General features: G+C 27.2%; 12 protein-coding genes. 5 read left to right on the forward strand and 7 right to left on the reverse strand.

Annotated elements, in window-relative coordinates; all coding sequences use genetic code 11:
* The 4 genes from ACSIGC_RS03300 to ACSIGC_RS03315 form a co-directional block, all read right to left on the reverse strand.
* Positions 1–3,201 carry an efflux RND transporter permease subunit gene (locus ACSIGC_RS03300; RefSeq protein ID WP_442266738.1) on the reverse strand — a complete coding sequence of 1,067 codons (3,201 nt, stop codon included), beginning with the start codon at positions 3,199–3,201 and terminating at the stop codon, positions 1–3.
* 18 nt (positions 3,202–3,219) lie between these two features.
* On the reverse strand, positions 3,220–4,293 hold the full coding sequence (locus ACSIGC_RS03305) for an efflux RND transporter periplasmic adaptor subunit (protein ID WP_442266739.1): 1,074 nt from the start codon (positions 4,291–4,293) through the stop codon (positions 3,220–3,222).
* 8 nt (positions 4,294–4,301) lie between these two features.
* Entirely contained in the window at positions 4,302–5,609 is a 1,308-nt protein-coding gene (locus ACSIGC_RS03310; protein WP_442266740.1) for a TolC family protein, read from the reverse strand.
* Positions 5,610–5,791: 182 nt separating this feature from the next.
* Entirely contained in the window at positions 5,792–10,423 is a 4,632-nt protein-coding gene (locus tag ACSIGC_RS03315; RefSeq protein ID WP_442266741.1) for a fibronectin type III domain-containing protein, read from the reverse strand.
* Between the two features lie 671 nt (positions 10,424–11,094).
* Between ACSIGC_RS03315 and ACSIGC_RS03320 the strand changes: the two genes are divergently transcribed.
* Together ACSIGC_RS03320 and ACSIGC_RS03325 are read left to right on the forward strand one after the other, a co-directional pair.
* Positions 11,095–11,481 (forward strand): hypothetical protein, encoded by a 387-nt coding sequence (locus ACSIGC_RS03320; protein WP_442266742.1) that lies wholly within the window; start codon positions 11,095–11,097, stop codon positions 11,479–11,481.
* Between the two features lie 21 nt (positions 11,482–11,502).
* On the forward strand, positions 11,503–12,453 hold the full coding sequence (locus tag ACSIGC_RS03325) for a hypothetical protein (RefSeq protein WP_442266743.1): 951 nt from the start codon (positions 11,503–11,505) through the stop codon (positions 12,451–12,453).
* A gap of 104 nt (positions 12,454–12,557) precedes the next feature.
* Here the strand turns inward: ACSIGC_RS03325 and ACSIGC_RS03330 are convergent, their stop codons facing one another.
* Positions 12,558–13,157: an outer membrane beta-barrel protein gene (locus ACSIGC_RS03330; protein ID WP_442266744.1), complete on the reverse strand. Its 600-nt coding sequence runs from the start codon at positions 13,155–13,157 to the stop codon at positions 12,558–12,560.
* 84 nt (positions 13,158–13,241) lie between these two features.
* On the opposite strand from ACSIGC_RS03330, the gene ACSIGC_RS03335 reads away from it, so the two are divergent.
* Positions 13,242–13,616: a LysM peptidoglycan-binding domain-containing protein gene (locus ACSIGC_RS03335; protein WP_442266745.1), complete on the forward strand. Its 375-nt coding sequence runs from the start codon at positions 13,242–13,244 to the stop codon at positions 13,614–13,616.
* A gap of 60 nt (positions 13,617–13,676) precedes the next feature.
* Here ACSIGC_RS03335 and ACSIGC_RS03340 read toward each other — a convergent pair whose 3' ends face one another.
* Both ACSIGC_RS03340 and ACSIGC_RS03345 read right to left on the reverse strand, forming a co-directional pair.
* Positions 13,677–14,519 (reverse strand): DUF5694 domain-containing protein, encoded by an 843-nt coding sequence (locus tag ACSIGC_RS03340; protein ID WP_442266746.1) that lies wholly within the window; start codon positions 14,517–14,519, stop codon positions 13,677–13,679.
* A gap of 14 nt (positions 14,520–14,533) precedes the next feature.
* Positions 14,534–15,409 carry a DUF5694 domain-containing protein gene (locus ACSIGC_RS03345; RefSeq protein ID WP_442266747.1) on the reverse strand — a complete coding sequence of 292 codons (876 nt, stop codon included), beginning with the start codon at positions 15,407–15,409 and terminating at the stop codon, positions 14,534–14,536.
* 210 nt (positions 15,410–15,619) lie between these two features.
* On the opposite strand from ACSIGC_RS03345, the gene ACSIGC_RS03350 reads away from it, so the two are divergent.
* Entirely contained in the window at positions 15,620–16,663 is a 1,044-nt protein-coding gene (locus ACSIGC_RS03350; RefSeq protein ID WP_442266748.1) for a sensor histidine kinase, read from the forward strand.
* A gap of 5 nt (positions 16,664–16,668) precedes the next feature.
* On the forward strand, positions 16,669–17,376 hold the full coding sequence (locus tag ACSIGC_RS03355) for a LytR/AlgR family response regulator transcription factor (protein ID WP_442266749.1): 708 nt from the start codon (positions 16,669–16,671) through the stop codon (positions 17,374–17,376).
* Positions 17,377–17,432: the final 56 nt, after the last annotated feature.

The following is a 17,432-nucleotide window of genomic DNA, read 5'->3' on the forward strand; positions in this document are numbered from 1 at the left end:
TTACTTATAATTTTTACGTTCTATTAAATAATATACTAATGGAACAACTAATAATGTTAATATTGTAGCTGTAATTGTTCCTCCCATTAAAGAAATAGCTAATCCTTGAAAAATAGGATCAAAAAGTATAACGAAAGCCCCAATTACTACTGTTCCTGCTGTTAAAAGAATAGGTGTTGTTCTTACAGCTCCAGCTTCAATTACTGCTTGTTTCAAAGGAATTCCTTGATCTAATCGTAGATTAACAAAATCTATAAGTAATACTGAATTTCTTACCATTATTCCAGCTAAAGCTATCATTCCAATAAAAGAAGTTGCAGTAAAATAAGCATCCATCATCCAATGCCCTAAAATTATCCCTACCATAGATAAAGGGATCGCAACCATCATAACTATAGGTGCTTTAAAATTTTGAAACCATCCAACAATAAGCATATAAATAAGTATAATAGCTCCTAAAAAAGCTGAACCTAAGTCTTTAAAAACTTCTAAAGTAATCTGCCATTCACCATCCCATTTAACGGTATAATCTTCTTCAAGATCTGGTTGATTCATATACAATTCATTCAATTTGTAACCACTTGGCAATTTAATCTCCTCTAATTTATCTCCCATTCCTAAAATTGCGTAGGCAGGACTCTCTAATTCTCCAGCCATGTCTGCCATTACATATACAACACGCTTTTGATTTTTTCTATAAATACTTTTATGGCTTGTATTTTCTTTAATTTCAACTAAATCGCTAATTGAAATCATTTTACCGTTTTTTGATTTTATTTTTAAAAGTGATATATCATGAATTGAAGACTTTTCTTTTTCATCTAACACTAAGGATATTCCAACTTGATTTAAAGCTGTTTCATCAAATAAATTAGAAATTGAATTGTTAGATAAAGCCATATTCATTGTATATACAATTTCTTGAGGAGCTATTCCAAATAACATTGCTTTTTCCTTGTCAATTACAAATTCATATTCTGTTTGATTATCTTCTACCATCCAATCAATATCTACAACATCATTTGTATTCTTTAATATATTTTGAATACTACTTGCTATCTCAATTTGTTTCTCATAATTCGGGCCATAAATTTCTGCAACTATTGTTGACAAAACTGGTGGTCCAGGAGGAACTTCAACTAATTTTATATTAGCTTTAAATTTATTTCCAATAGATTGAATATCTGATCTCATTGACTTTGCTATTCCATGGCTTTGGATTGATCTTTCATGTTTATCCTTTAAATTTACCTGAATATCAGCCATATTACTTCCTCCTCGTAAATCGTAATGCCTAACTAAACCATTAAAAGTAATTGGTGCAGATGTACCAACATAACTCTGATAGTTTACAACTTCAGGTCTTGTAGACAAATACTGAGAAACCTCTTTTGCAACAACAGCTGTACGTTCTAAAGTTGTACCTTCAGGCATATCTATTACTACTTGAAATTCATTTTTATTATCAAACGGTAACATTTTTACAGCTACAGATTTTGTAAAAAACATAGACATTGAGCCTAATAAAAATAGAATTGTTGTTCCTAAAAACAACCAGCGTTTAGTTTTATTTTCAATTAATGGACGTTCTAGTTTTTCATACAGTTTATAAATCAATGTGTGTTGCATCGCTTTGGTTTCATCTTCTTCAAATACTTCTATATTTTTATTCTTTTCTTTTAAAAAGATATAACCTAAGTAAGGAGTAATTGTTAATGCCACAAATAATGATAAAATCATAGCTATAGAAGCTCCTATTGGCATTGGACTCATATATGGGCCCATTAATCCAGAAACAAAAGCCATTGGTAATACAGAAGCTATTACAGTAAATGTAGCTAATATTGTAGGGTTTCCTACTTCGTTTATAGCATAAATTGCAGCTTCTTTAAACGGTAAACGTTTCATTTTAAAATGCCTATGCATATTTTCTGCAATAATTATACTATCATCAACAACAATACCTGTAACGAAAACTAAAGCAAATAAAGTTATTCTGTTTAAAGTATAATCAAGCATATAATAACTTAATAATGTTAATGCAAAAGTAATTGGCACAGACAAAAAAACTACTAAACCACCACGCCAACCCATTGCTAACATTACTACTAAGGTAACGGCTATAATTGCTCCTATAAGATGCATTAATAATTCTGATACTTTTTGAGAAGCAGTTTCACCATAGTTTCTTGTAATCTCTACATGAACATCATCTGGAATTAAGCTTTTTCGTAAATGTTGTACTTTATTTAAAATAACATCTGCAATTTTCATTGCATCTGCTCCTTTACGTTTAGCTACAGAAATAGTTACTGCTGGATATTCTGATTTATATTTTAAAGATTTTTCACTTGCTTTACCAAATCCAAAGTTCACATAATTCTTAGGGATTTCTGCACCATCTATTATATTAGCTATTTGTTTTAAATATATTGGTTGGTTTTGTTGTACTCCAACAACTAAATTCTTTACATCTTCAACTGATTTTAAAAAGCTACCTGTGCTAACTAAAAATTCCGTATCATTTTTATCATAACTACCCGAATTCATTTGCTGATTATTAGCAATAATCATTTTTGAAATTGATAAAAAATCTAAGTCACTAGAAGCTAGCTTATCTTTATCTAATACAACTCTTATTTCTCTATTTCTACCTCCTATTTTATGAGTAATTGCAACATCTTTTACTTTTTCAATTTCATCTGTAAGTTCTTGTGCTATTTGTTTTAATTGATAATCATCATAATTTTCACTCCATAAAGTTAATCCTAGCATTGGAACATCATCAATAGCACGTGTTTTTACTAAAGGCATAGTTACACCTTTTGGCATTTGATCCATATGCTTATTAATTTCATTATATAATTTCACATAAGAACGTTCAATATCTTCACCTACATAAAATTGAACTATAACCATTGCTTTTTCTTTCATAGAAGTAGAATATACATACTCTACTCCTTTTATATTTGATAGTAATTTTTCTAATGGTTTTACTACTCTAGACTCAACTTCAGCAGGACTAGCACCTGGATAACCTACAAATATATCTGCCATAGCAACATCTATTTGAGGCTCTTCTTCTCTTGGAATTAAAAATGAACTATATACTCCAATTATCATAAACACTATCATTAATAAAATAGTGAGTTTAGATCCTATAAAACCTTTAGCTATTCTTCCTGCTAAACCATCTTTCATAATCTTAACTTTTAAAGTTTATTGAATTGAAATTTTTGCTCCGTTATATAATTTTTCTTCAGAAGAAATAATATAACTTTCGTTTACAGATAACCCCGATAAAACTTCTACCTGATTTCCATAAGTTCTTCCTAGTCTTAACCAACGTAAAAGTGCTTTACTTCCTGTGCTTACCGTATAAATCCCTTTTAATTGCCCTCGTTTCACAATAGCTTCTTCTGGAATTAAAATCATTGCAGTACTATCTGATTTTTCAACAGGAAATTGAACGGATACAAACATTCCTGATAAAATATTTATATCTGTTTTTTCTAAATTAATTTTAACTAAATATTGACCACCTGTATTTTTTGCAGATGTACTAACTTCTGATACTTTCCCCTTTATTGTTTTATTTAATGTTTTTACTAATACATTAACAGTAATTCCTTTTTCTATTTTAGAAATTTCAGACTCAGGAACCATTGTTATTACCTCAAAATTTCCTTTGCCTTCTAGAGAAATTAAAGGTTTTCCAGGATTTGCCATCGTTCCCTTTTTAATAAATTTATTTGTAATAACTCCAGAGAATGGAGCTTTAATATTCGAATATGAAAACTGAGCATTTATCTCATTTTTTATTTGTTTTACAGCTTCTAGATCTGCTTTTGCAATATTATAATACGATGTAATATCATCAAACTCCTTTTGAGATACACTCTTTTGTTCTAATAATATTTTAAATCGTTTATAATCTTTTTCTGCATTTTTATACCCAGTTTCAGCCTTTAAAATATTAGCGTTAATTTGTGCTTGTTTAGCTAATAAATCAGTATTATTTATCGTTAAAAGTAGTTGTCCTTTTTCTACTTTATCTCCGACATTTACATATATTTTGTTCACAAACCCCATTATTCTAGTGCTTAATTCTGCACTATTTTCTGCTTGAATTTTTCCACTTGTTGTTATATAAGGAGTATTGGAATTTCCTGACACTTTGCTAATTTTAACAATAATTGGTAAAGTTTTATCTTCAACAGATTTCGTTTCACCTTTACCACAACTTATTAATAAAATAGATGTAAATATTAATATATTATATATAGTTTTCATAAAACTGATTATTCTTTAGTTAAAAATTCTAAATATGATTTTGTATAATTGTATTGATATACAGTTTGATAATATTCTAATTGTTTCTTTGCATATAATGCTTCAGCAACTAATAAATCGGTTGTTTTTTCTAATCCTTCTTTAAAACGATTATTTCGTATTCTTAATACTTCTTTAGATTGTTCTAATGCTAGTTTTGTAAGTATTAGTTGTTCATTAACATCACTTAATACTCTTTTTGTTTTATTCAATTCTAATTCACTTTCGGCTTTGTATTTCTGATATTCTAATTGAGATTTTTCATACTTTGCTTTACTATTTTGAGTTTTTGCAAATCTTTTTGAACCTTTAAAAATATCCCAACTTAATTGTAGTCCAATAATATAGCCGCTAGCATCAATATTAAAGAGGCTATCATCATAAAACTCATAACTTCCAAAAGCATTTAATCGAGGTAAAAAACTCATTTTATTTGCTTTATGTATTTTATTGTATGCTTCAGAAGCTAACTCCATTGCTTTAACATCTGAACGGTTATTTGAAACAAAATATTTTTTAGATTCGTTTAATTTAATTACCACTAAACTATCTGAAGGCTTGTAAATTACCTCTTGATTTTTATTCATTAAAAAAGATAAATAATCTGAAACATTTTTAATATTACTTTTTGCAGTTTGCAATTGATTTTTCACCTCTAAAACTCTAACTTCAATTGCTAAAACATCTGCTTTTTGTATATAACCTTGTTTAAAAGTATTTTCTGCTAATTGTAAATTTGCTTTAGCTGTTTCTAATGCTTTTTCTAAAACTGATACTCCTTTATAAGCTAATTGTAATTGCATGTAAATCTTTTCTACTTCAAACAATAAATACTCTTGAGTTCGTTGTGTTTGAAAACTTACTGCATCCATTTTAGATTTAGCAGCTTTTCGTTGATAAACTCCATCAATATTTATAAGTGGTTGTTGAATTTCAATTTTAGTGGCAAAATTCTGAGTCCTGTATGGATTGTTTAATAAAACAGGATTAAAATCGGTTTGAGTTAATATCTCTTGATTTAGTTTAGATCCAAAAGCCATTAAAGGATTTGTTGTTAAAATACCTGTATGACTTGCTGTTATATTTGGTAAAAAAACAGCTTTTGTTTCATTAAACTCTGCTTTAGCTTGTTCAAAATTTTGCTGTGAAATTTTTATAGATCTGTTATTGGTTTTAACTTTATTTAAAACTTCTTTTTTGGTTATATAACTTATTTGCTGTGCAGAAGCAAATGAGTAAAACCCAATTAAAAAAGCACAACCTAATATTTTCTTCATATGTAAAAATTTGAGGTGTAAAATTAGTTTAGTTTTTTTGTATAAAAAGCAACCTTTGTTACATAAAAAAAAGATTTTAAAACTTTTACTATTTTGTTCACTAAATTTCTATTTATTCTTTTTAAATAAAAAAACCACTCAGCAATTGAGTGGTTTGATTGATTTCAAATTATTATATTTTTTTATTTTTTTACAATCTTTCTTATTTCTTTGGATAAATTTGAATGTATTTCTATTAAATAAATTCCTTTTGACAAATTATTCATAGTTACTTTCATATTACGAGTAGAATTTTCATAACTCTTTAATAATCTACCTTTTAAATCATAAATTTTAATCAACTCTAATATTGAATTTCCTTTTATATTAAGCTCATCGAAAACCGGGTTTGGATAAATTTCCACGCCTGTTAAATTAAAATCATTATCTCCTAAAGTAGATACTTTTCTAAAACGTAAATTATCTATAAAAATACTATCTTCTACCTCTGCTACATCTCCTCTATTTCTACCTAAATATTGTAATGAAACTCTTATTTTATTACCAACATAAGCTGATAAATCAATTTCTTTTTGAATCATTTCTTTATCATTATTTGAATAAAAGTTTTCGATTATATTTCCATTTACAACAACTCTAAATATAGATTCTTTTGAGGTATTAATATGTTTTTGAAGTATATCGAAGTTCATAAAAAGAGATTCTAAATCTGTAGCATCAATTTCAAAATTGGCTTTAGAAATATTATTTTGATTTTTCTCCCAACTCATATCTTCATCATCTGTTTTAAACCAACTATCAGCTTCTGCTCCACCAGACATTTTTATCATTCTATTGCCTTCTTTTAAATATAATTCAGAAATTGAATTTTCTGTATGCTCTAAAATGATACTTTTAGGTATTTCTTCTGATTCAAAATCATACACAACTTCCTCATTATTATCTAGTTTAATTGCTAAATCATAAGCACTATCCATTTTAAAAGAATCTACAGAAATTGTATGTACAGGTGATGAAAAGTTAAAATATAATCCAAAAGTATATTGCCCAGAAACCACAGGTGTAAAAGTTGTATTTATAGTATGATAATCATAAAAGCCAAAATTAAAATCTGAAAAATAATTAAGAAAAATATCTAAATCTTCATCTCTATTACTCATTCCTGTTCTAATATCTACACTTTGAAAACTATAATCTCCGGCTTCTTTTCTTATTTTAAAACTAAGATTATAAGTTGTTCCAGCTTCTAAATCTAGCATTGGTGTTTTTAATGACGCTTTAACACCATGGTCATCATAAGTTACATGTAAATAATGTGTATCTTCATCTCCAACTTGATAATCGCTTAAATTAGTATTACTAGAAACCCAAGTTGAATCTCCTGTCATACAATTTGGAAAAACTCCTTGACCATAATTACTCATTGTATTAAAGTTCTCTTCCCATGGTATATCATACACCATACAACTTGTACTCAAAATTTTAGTAGTAACTCGTTCACTATATGAAACTGAATCACATTTTGTTCTTATATAAAACTCATATTTTGTATCTGGGTTTAAACCTGATATTTTATATTCTTTATTATTTGTATTTACCTTGATACCTGTACCTAACTGAAAACCTTCTAATCCATATTCTATTTCAAAAGAGCTATTATCACTTTCCCAACTTAAAGTAATACTATTATCAGAAATTGATTTATTTCTAAAATTAATTGGTTCAAGACAGTCTGGTTTATTATTGTAAGAAAAATCATCTAAATGGATATATGATAAATTATTATTCTGATCGTGCATTATTGCTATATGCTTATCTGTACCAGTATATGTAGAAAAATCTATTAGAAATTCTTTACCAAATACAGGAATTTCGTCTGCCTTAATTTTCACGAAAGGAGTGAAAGTTTTTCTGTCTTTAGGATTAGACATTGTACCAATTACAATACCACTTAAATTATTGTTATTCCCCTCATAATCATTCCTTAACCAGAATTTTATAACTTTATCATTATCTAAATCTGCTAAAAAAGGAGAAGTAATTATCCCAGCTAATTTACCTGAAGATGGATGATGATTTAAATACGCTACATTAGGTTTAGAACTTGGTCTAAAGTAACTTAAATCAGTATTAAAAATCCCTGAAACTCCACTTTCAGAAGGAATCCAACACAACGAACTTAAATCATTACTGTTATATTGATCGAAATTTTCATTAAAAGGAGCTGTTTTTACACAAGTGATTCTAAATAAATATGGCTTACTCCAATTACTATTTTCATTCACAGAATTACAATTAGCTCTTACATAAAATTCATAATCTGTAAAAGTATTTAACCCTTCTAAAACAAAAGGATTTGTAGATGCTATGACTCTATTACCTGTACCAATATTAAAGCCTTTCTCTCCATATTCTATTTCCCAACTTTCTGGCACTTGATTTCTATTATTATCTTTCCATGATAATGTAGCTTTTCCTTCATCTGATTGAAAAGCTTGTAAATTAGTTGGAATTACACACCCTTTTTCAGTGTATTCAAAATCATCTATAAGTAATAATTGTCTTCTATTACTTGCTGCTTGCTTTATTCCTATATATTCATCTGTTAAATTATAATCAGAAAATTCAATTTCAATTTTCACCCATTCATTTTCTCGTTCACTAGCGTTAGTTATAATATGATAAGGTGTAAATGTTTTATAATCATCTGGATCGGATAAGGTACCTATAATAATTTCATTAGGAGAAGCATATGCGCTAGCTTTAACATACAACCAAAAAGAAATTTTCTTATAATTATTAAAATCAATTAACCTTGGTGAAACCAATACTATTTGATCTGAAGCCTCATTTCCATAAGGATGACTTACTTCATTAAAGATTTTCACACAATTAGAACCGGAATTTGGAGTATATGGAATTGGCGCTACATTATCAACAACCAAAGGGCGTGAAATACTATCATCCCAATACGAAGAACCTGTTCCTGTTGGCCATAAACTTGTCCAACACGATTTTAAAAAACCTTCATTTTGATTCTCAAAACTTTCAAAATATCCTACTTCTACTCCTTCGCATTTTGTTGTAAAACTTTGCTTTGTAGACCAATTACTAAATGAAGTTCCACAATTAGCTCTGACATAAAAATCGTATTTAACCTCACTTTGTAAATTATTAATTGTTGTTTGGCTATTATTTGATGTAATTGTAATACCATTTCCTAAAGTAAACCCAGAAACTCCATATTGAATTTCCCAAGAACTTGGACGAGATTCTTCATAAGTTTCCCAAGTTATATCTACTGTATTATATTTCTCTTCTATCACTTTTGGATATAAAGGTTCTGAACAATCTGGTATTTCTTCATAAAGAAAATCATCTATAAAAAATTGACTTCCTCCGAACTCATCTCCATGTCTAATAGCTATATAACTATCAGAACCTGTATAATTATTAAAATATATTGTATGCTCTTTCCATTCTACTTGAGGTCTTCCGTTGGCTATCAATTCGTTCATCTGATCAGGAGCAATTGTTTCAATTAGGTTAAAAGTGCTAATATCATTAGGATCTGACATTGTTCCTACATGAATACTTGACTTATTATAATCTATTCTACTATTTGATATTAGATTAAATTTTAATCTTTTCAAGTTGTTTATATCAGATATTTTTCTTGAAACTAAATAAATATCAGAAGGTTGTCCTGTTCTAGAGTCGCTAAAATTATGAAAATACACAAATTGATTTCCTGTTTTTGCTTTTATTTCATAATCAAAAGAACCTACAAAGGTACCTGTAAACCCAGATCTATATTCTTTTGCTATTCTTATATCTTCTGAATTATTAGCATTTATTACTGTATTCCAACATGGACTTAATTTGTTATCGAAAGTTTCAAATGATTCGAAATAACCAGCTGTTTGTGAAGTACATGCTGAATAAAAGTTTATCTCTTCTGACCAATCAGAATACAAACCATCTACATCACATTTTGCTCTAACTTTTGCTTTATACTCAGTTCCCTCTAATAAATTATTAATAGTAATATTTTCTGATCTAGAAATAATCGTTTTTTTCGTTTGAGGCTTACCTATCTGTTCGTATTCTATTTCCCATTCAATTTCTGTTCCTGTTTTACTCCAATTAAGCTCTACACTACTATCTAATACATTATTTACGATTAACTCATCCGGTTTACTACAAATAACAGATTGGCTATAAGAAAAATCATCAATATAAACTGCTATATTAGGACTATTTTCTTCTGAGACGATAGTAGATCGCATTACTTGAAAAGCTATATACAGATCAGTTTCATTATAATTTTCTAAAAAAACTGCTCTTTTTTCCCATGTACCATTTGGAACTTCACCTTTTATAAAATCTAACATCTTAAAAGTATCCCCATCATCAGGATCACTCATCGTTCCAACTCTTAACGTAGCATTTCCAGGGTAATTATTAATATAAAACTCTATTTTTTTATCTTTTGATAAATCAGAAAACAAAGGTGATACTAAAAGAACTTCCTTTGTATCGTAAGTATTATCATATAATAAGGCTGAATTACCTGTTCCACCTGTTCTATCTAGGTTTGAAAGAACAAAACCTGCATAAGGAACATCTTCTCTAAACTCATAAGCTCTCCAACAATTATCAAGAGTATTTGTATTAAAATCGTAAGTGTAACCAACAGTAAAAGATTCAACACAATTTGTACTGCTTATTCTATTTTGAATATTGTTTTGTGATAAAGAAACTTTTGATAAAATAAAAAATATAAGAAGAAAAAGGGAAAGTTTAATTTTCATGTTTTTTTTGCGCAAAAGTAATTATTCTATTGAATTACACAAAGTTGAAAGCAAACCTTTTTAATGTTATAAAATAGATTCTTAAATAAAAACAATTACAATTAATAAATAATCTGTTTTCTCTATATATCTTTATTCATTTGAATTTAGTCTTATCATTTAAATTTTAGCAGATTTACTACTTTCCCTCTTCTTAAAAAGAAACAGAATTAATGAGTTTTAATAATAAATACATTCTTTTCTTTTTCTTTATTATGAATTTAACCTTTCAAAATAAAAGGGTAAACTGTTTAAAAATGAGTTATTAAACCCCAAAAGATAGAAAACTCTTCAAGAAATAATAGTAACTTTAGTAATTCAATATAAACTATTTAATAAAACTTAAAAAATCAATTGATTATATGGATTTATCTTAAAAATAATAACTTATAAACACACTATTTAGATTAATGATATTGTAACGAATTTTATTTAAACCTTTACGCTTCTTGTTTTAAAGTCTTCGAATATTAATTCTCTCTATATATACTTCACTCATTTAAATACTTTTAAGCAAAAAAACGTGTATAATGAAAAAGTATTATGTTCTTAAATCTTCATAACTGTACTCTGTTTTTTTATTATCAATAATACTAAACATTAAGAACTAAACTATCACAAAGTATATAATCATGGAAAAATTAATAACCATTAACAATCAACACAATTCTTTAGACACACTATTTGAATCTCTTAAAACCATATCTGATTTCGATTGCTCTAAAGAATATGATAGATGGGAAATGAGAACTGAAACTAATGGAGAAATGGCTAAATGTATAGTTCTAAAAAAAAGTAATATGCATGCTATTAAAATTTATTTTATTAGTGACAATACTCTAAAAATAAATCATATAATTCCTAATTCAATTATGAATGCATACTTTGGCAAAAGTCAAAAAGCGAGAAAAGATATAATTGAAATAGTCACTGGAAAAATAAAAGAAATACTACTTGCACCTTCACAACAAAAAGCTTTTAATGAATTGGAAAATGAAATTATTAAAGTAATAGTTTAATTTTAAAATTAAAAAATTATTATGATAGAGTTTTTCAATCAATATTCTATTGTAAAATGGATATTAGTAGGATTTGGAATATTATATTTTTTAGATAAATATGGAATATTTAGTCCAATAGATAATCTTATAAATAAAATTGGAAAGTATCATTTTAAAATGTACAGTCATTTAAACAATCCTAAACTAAAACAGATTATCAGTTATTTCAATACAAAACAATTTAATAATGTCGAACAATCACTAAAAAGTATGTCTCCTAGTTTTCGTTCTTTTGCATTTAAAAGTTTAGGACAATATGGAAATTTAGAAATTAGTGATGAATGGTTACAAAAAGATAATCAAAATGATTTACCAAGAATAATTAAGGCTTATCAATTAATCCATAAAGCTTGGGAAATTAGAGGCAGAGGCACTATAGATACTGTCTCTAATCAAAAACAAATTGCTTTTAAAAAACATTTAAAAAAAGCAGAGTCACTTCTTTTAGAAACCAATAAAAACACCACAGTAAATTCTTTTCATGCAAATAGTGTAGCTTCACTACTTAAAATATATAAAGCTATAGATGTAAATAGAAAAGAAGTTCATCAATTATTTGAAACAGTTGTTCAGGAATTCCCTAATAACACTGAAATTAATTTTAATTACTTTGCTTTTGTATCACCAAAATGGGGAGGTTCTGAAGAGGAATTAAATACTTATTTAAATACATTAAACACTAAATCATCTTTCATCCAAACATTAATTTTAGCACAATATTATTTTGATTTAGTTCATTTATATGATTATGAAGATAATGATAAAAGAATTGAACAATTCATTGAAGAAATTAAAATTGCGAATTTCCATGAAGATGAATTATATCAATACGAATTATATCTACTAGCGTACTGGATTTCAAATAATTTGAAATTAAAAAAATTAGAAAAACATTTCAAAAAAACACTAGAACCTTATTGGGAAGACTAATTTTTTTAACAACACTTTATAAAAAAAGCAACGAAATTAATTTCGTTGCTTTTTGCTTAATGTTATTCTTCGCTATCTTTACTAAGAATTCATTTAAAATACTTTTAGAATTTATAAGTTAATCCTAAAGCAATAGTTGATAAGTTCATGTTAAACACAAAAGTATTTCTAGCTCTTGCTCCATCAATATCATCTTTAGAACTATTAAATCCTAAAGCCCCAACTGAAGCGTTTAAAGCAAAAGAATTTGAAATAAAGTAATTAATACCAGGAGAAACTACGATTCCAAATGTATTAGTATCTGGACTAAAATTATTGTCTTCACTAGTGTTAGCATAAAATACATTTCCTTCTAAAGTAAAAGAAAATCTTTGTGCAGGAGTAAAGAAATAGTTTACTCCAGCTGCAACTCCAAAAGTATCTCTAGAATTAGCAAACCCTGTTACATTAATAATATCCAATGAATTATAACTTAACTCTAACTGTAAAGCTAAATTTTCAGTAATAAAATAACCTGCAGCAGGTGCGATAGTAAAACTCCCTAAACTATCATCAATACCTGAGATTGATGTATTTGTATAACTAACACTACCTGTGATAAAAAAATCTTCTTTTTCAAAGCCTCCAATAGCTTCTTTTTCTTGAGCATTTAAATTTGTGAAACCAATAAAACCAGCTGCTAAAGCAATTAATAGTTTTTTCATAATAATTTGTTTTAATTTTTAAGGCGGCAAAAGTATCATTTTTTTTATATTTAGGGTAGTAATTAATTAAAAAATACAATAACGATGAAAGCAAAGTATCAAAGTGTTTTAAGCTTAGGTGAACAATTAGAAATTAAAAATGGAGATGTAAAAGAAGAAAATGGAGTTTTACATATTTCTGGTACAGCAAAAAATCAATATGAGAAAAATCTTCTTTGGGATGAAATTAAAAAAGTAGGTGGCGAAGCTCCTGCTGATATTGTTGCTGATATTTCTGTTGAAGATACTTCTGTATATGCTAATCACACTGTACAAAGTGGAGAAACTCTAGGAAAAATAGCAAAACATTACTATGGCGATGCTATGAAATACAAAGAAATTTTTGAAGCTAACACAAATATCTTAAAATCTGCAGATGTAATTCATCCTGGACAAGAGTTAGTTATTCCAAACCTATAACAAATAGAATTACTAACAACTACGATAAAAAAAACCTCGCTATTTCGCGAGGTTTTCTTTTTACTTTAAATACTCAAATGTATTTACCATTTTATATTTCGGACTTCTACTTATAAAATCTCTAAAAAATGCAGTATGGCTTGCTCCCATTAAAATAAAAACTCGATCTTCCTTTGTTAATTTAATCCTGTTTAAATTCGAATACATTCTTAAGTTTCTCTGATAATATTTTGCTGCTTCATCAGCTCCTTCAAAACCGTTTTTTGTACCTGCATGTGTTAACATGTCTGCATTCACTGTAATTAAAAAGTCTAAATATAAATCGTGGTTAGATAATTTTAATTGATCAAGTAAACTTAGGTTATCGCTATTAACTTTAAGGTTTGTATGAAATGGAATTGGGTTTTTATAATATTTATACAACATTTCTTTATCGATCTCATTATTAATTTCTCCTCCAATTTTATAGTTATAACTCATTTTATGATCGATTCCGTAAATTCTTTTAGTTCCAGATAATCTTCCTAATTCATAAGCTAATAATTCCACTTCATTCGGATTTTTAAACTTCATATTTGGATTCTTTACATATTCCTTATATAAAGATTGTAGTTTTTCATCATATTCTGGTCTCATTTCAACTAAAATAACTGTTGGTTTAAACTTAGCAAGCATAGCTGCTATTTTGTGTACAGCTTTTTGATTATCTTTATTATTCTCATCAAATTCAGTTTTGTTTTCATCTGAAGTTTCTCCCATATGAAATGTTCCAAAGTTTAAAACTTCTATCTTCTGAACCTTACTTTCTAACTCTTTTCTATCTGCTTCAAAATTTATGTCTTGACTAAATCCTAATGTTCCTAATAATAATTGCCCTATAGTTAAAATCTTAATTAATTTCATCTTTCTTTATGTTTTTACTGGTTAATAACTTGTTCTAATGTTGTCATTTTAAAATCTACTGAAGCTTTAGCTAAAAAATTTAAAATTGGTAAATGACCTGCGCCTATCAATACGAAAACTTTATCTTCTCCTGGAATATTAATATTTAGTAAGTTTTGAAATATTCTTAAATTTCTACTATACCACCATATTGCTTTATCTGCTCCGTAATAATCATTTTTTTCACCTTCTCCCATCTTAAAATCACCGATCAAATAGTGTCCGTGACTTTGATTTACGACATCTTTATTATTTAAAACTCTAAAAAATTCTAATAAGCTTACCTCTGTTTTTAACTTGTCTTCTTTTTCATATAAACTGAAATACGTTTTATCTATATTCATTTCTCTTTTTAACATTTTCCCACCTGCCTTATTAATAAAATAAGCTTGTTTTTCTTTGTGTTCTTTTTCCGTTAAATCACTTTTAAAATTTCTAGCAGAAGCATCTATAGCATATATTTTTTTGTGACCTAGCAATTTCCCCAACCTGAATCCTATTTGATAAATTTCATTCGATTTCAGTTTAAAATTTCCTTTTAAATAAGCATTGTATAAAGAATCTAACTTTTTTTGTTTTGATGCTCTCCACTCTACAGCAATTTTTGTTGGTGCAAATTTTTTAATCGTTTTTAATAGCTCTTTTAATTCTTCTTGTTTTTTTTCAGAGAAAATATTCACTGAATGCTTTTGTTTATATGTGTCTAATCCTGGATTTGCAAAATGAAATGATCCTAAAATAAATACATCTGAAGTTTTAATTTCTTTAAAATGTTCTTCTATTAATTTTTTCTGACTAAAGACTGTTTGACCTAGCAAACAGATTGTGACTATAATAATTCTGATATACATGAGGTATGATTTTTAAATTCAACACTTCAAAAGTATTTTTAATCTAACCCGCATTTTTTAAAATTCCACTAAGTACATTTTCTACAGTATAAACTCCTTGTTTTTTTACACTTTCGATTTCGTTGTGTAGTTTTTGGAGTTCATCCTAAAAAACAGGAATTAGATGGTAAACTAACTTTGCAACGTAACTTTAATAACTACATTTGAAGTATGGAAATAAAGAATCAACTTAAATATCACTTCCTTTTTGGTTTTGTTCTTGTGTTTATGAACATCTTCAGGAAGTATGTAACACTAGGGCATGAAACTTTTATAAATCAGTTTAATGTTTTCGGAATTGTTTTAACTACTACTTATTTTATTACTTTTTTTAGTGTTTACGTCTTAAATATTAAAGTAATTTGTCCGAAGACTTTAGCGAAAAGAAATCTTTCCTATTTCTTTATAGGACAAATTTCTTTATTCTTTATTTTTCCAATAATTCGTTATTTTTTAGAAGAAATCATTTTATACTCAATAACAGGATTTCACAACTATTCTGAGCAAAGTCGTACTTTTTGGTATTATATTTTCGATAATTCATACTATAGTTTAAAAGTTATTCTTTTTAGTACGTTTATCTATTTACTTTTTGTGTTTTTAAAAAATAAGGATAAAATTTACTTGTTAGAATTAGAACAACAAAAAGCAGAATTAGGTGCTTTAAAAAACCAATTAGAACCTCACTTTTTATTCAATACACTTAATGTTTTTTATTCTGAATTAGCAGATACACAACCAAAAACAGCTAAAGGAATTCATAAATTGTCAGAATTGTTACGCTATTTAACTTACGAAGCGCAAAAGGACTATATGCCTTTACATAATGAGATTAAGTTTATTAAAGATTATATGTATTTCTATGAAAAACGTTTTGAAGATAATTTATTTGTAAACTTATCTATTAAAGGAGAAATTGGTAACCAAGAAATCCCTTCGTTAATGCTTATTCATTTTATTGAAAATATTTTCAAACACGGAATAGTTAATGATCCGAGTTTTCCTGCAGAAATAAACATTGAAGTAACAGAAAATCATTTGGAATTAAAAACTAAAAATAAAATTGCTTTCGTTAAACATTATAGTTCTAAAGGAATTGGTAGAGAAAATTTAAAAAAGCGTTTATCTCTTTTATTTGATAATAATTATATTTTTGATTTTACTGAAAATGATGTAGAATACAGTACTCATTTACAAATCCCTTTAAAAAAATAAATGCGATGCAAAAGTTAAGATGTTTATTAGTTGATGATGAAGCTCCTGCAATTCGATTATTAGAATCGTATGTAAAAAAAGTTCCTTTTTTAGAATTAATTGCCGCTACTACAAACCCAATAGAAGCTTTAGGCATTATTGAAAAAGAAGAGTTAGATGTAATATTTCTTGATATTCAAATGCCCACCATAACAGGAATACAATTATCTAAAATCATAAAAGATAAAATTAATGTGATCTTCACAACTGCTTATCCGCAATTTGCTATAGAAAGTTACGAGTTAAATGCAGTTGATTATCTTTTAAAACCTTTTGAGTTTGAACGTTTTTATAGCGCTATTTTAAAAGTGAAACCTAATGAAATTCAAAATACAACAACAAACAGTGGTCAGTTTACCTTTATAAAAACTGATGGAAAAAATAATTTTGAGCGAATTTATACCAAAGATATTATTTATGTTGAAAGCTTAAAAAATTACGTTTCTATTCATACTAAAGAAAACCAAATTATTACTTACAATACTTTAAAACATTTTGAAAATGAGCTTTCTTCAAAACAATTTGTAAAAATTCATAAATCATATATTGTAGCTTTAGAACATGTAATTAAAACTGATTCTTTAACTGTTTATTTATCTAACGGAAATAACCTTCCTATTGGAGATACTTATAAAAAGCAATTCTTCGATAGTATCAACAAGTTTATACTATAAAAAGAGGCAATAAACCTCACATATTACCTCTTTTAAAACAAGTTGAGTTTAAACAA

It is taken from the genome of Tenacibaculum aquaeponti, from assembly GCF_052084715.1.
Taxonomy (GTDB): domain Bacteria; phylum Bacteroidota; class Bacteroidia; order Flavobacteriales; family Flavobacteriaceae; genus Polaribacter.

Coding starts and splice junctions, on each gene's coding strand:
- ACSIGC_RS03330 (WP_442266744.1), bottom strand. CDS start 13,157: ATGAAAAAACTATTAATTGCTTTAGCAGCTGGTTTTATTGGTTTCACA.
- ACSIGC_RS03315 (WP_442266741.1), bottom strand. CDS start 10,423: ATGAAAATTAAACTTTCCCTTTTTCTTCTTATATTTTTTATTTTATCA.
- ACSIGC_RS03355 (WP_442266749.1), top strand. CDS start 16,669: ATGCAAAAGTTAAGATGTTTATTAGTTGATGATGAAGCTCCTGCAATT.
- ACSIGC_RS03300 (WP_442266738.1), bottom strand. CDS start 3,201: ATGAAAGATGGTTTAGCAGGAAGAATAGCTAAAGGTTTTATAGGATCT.
- ACSIGC_RS03320 (WP_442266742.1), top strand. CDS start 11,095: ATGGAAAAATTAATAACCATTAACAATCAACACAATTCTTTAGACACA.
- ACSIGC_RS03310 (WP_442266740.1), bottom strand. CDS start 5,609: ATGAAGAAAATATTAGGTTGTGCTTTTTTAATTGGGTTTTACTCATTT.
- ACSIGC_RS03335 (WP_442266745.1), top strand. CDS start 13,242: ATGAAAGCAAAGTATCAAAGTGTTTTAAGCTTAGGTGAACAATTAGAA.
- ACSIGC_RS03305 (WP_442266739.1), bottom strand. CDS start 4,293: ATGAAAACTATATATAATATATTAATATTTACATCTATTTTATTAATA.
- ACSIGC_RS03325 (WP_442266743.1), top strand. CDS start 11,503: ATGATAGAGTTTTTCAATCAATATTCTATTGTAAAATGGATATTAGTA.
- ACSIGC_RS03340 (WP_442266746.1), bottom strand. CDS start 14,519: ATGAAATTAATTAAGATTTTAACTATAGGGCAATTATTATTAGGAACA.
- ACSIGC_RS03350 (WP_442266748.1), top strand. CDS start 15,620: ATGGAAATAAAGAATCAACTTAAATATCACTTCCTTTTTGGTTTTGTT.
- ACSIGC_RS03345 (WP_442266747.1), bottom strand. CDS start 15,409: ATGTATATCAGAATTATTATAGTCACAATCTGTTTGCTAGGTCAAACA.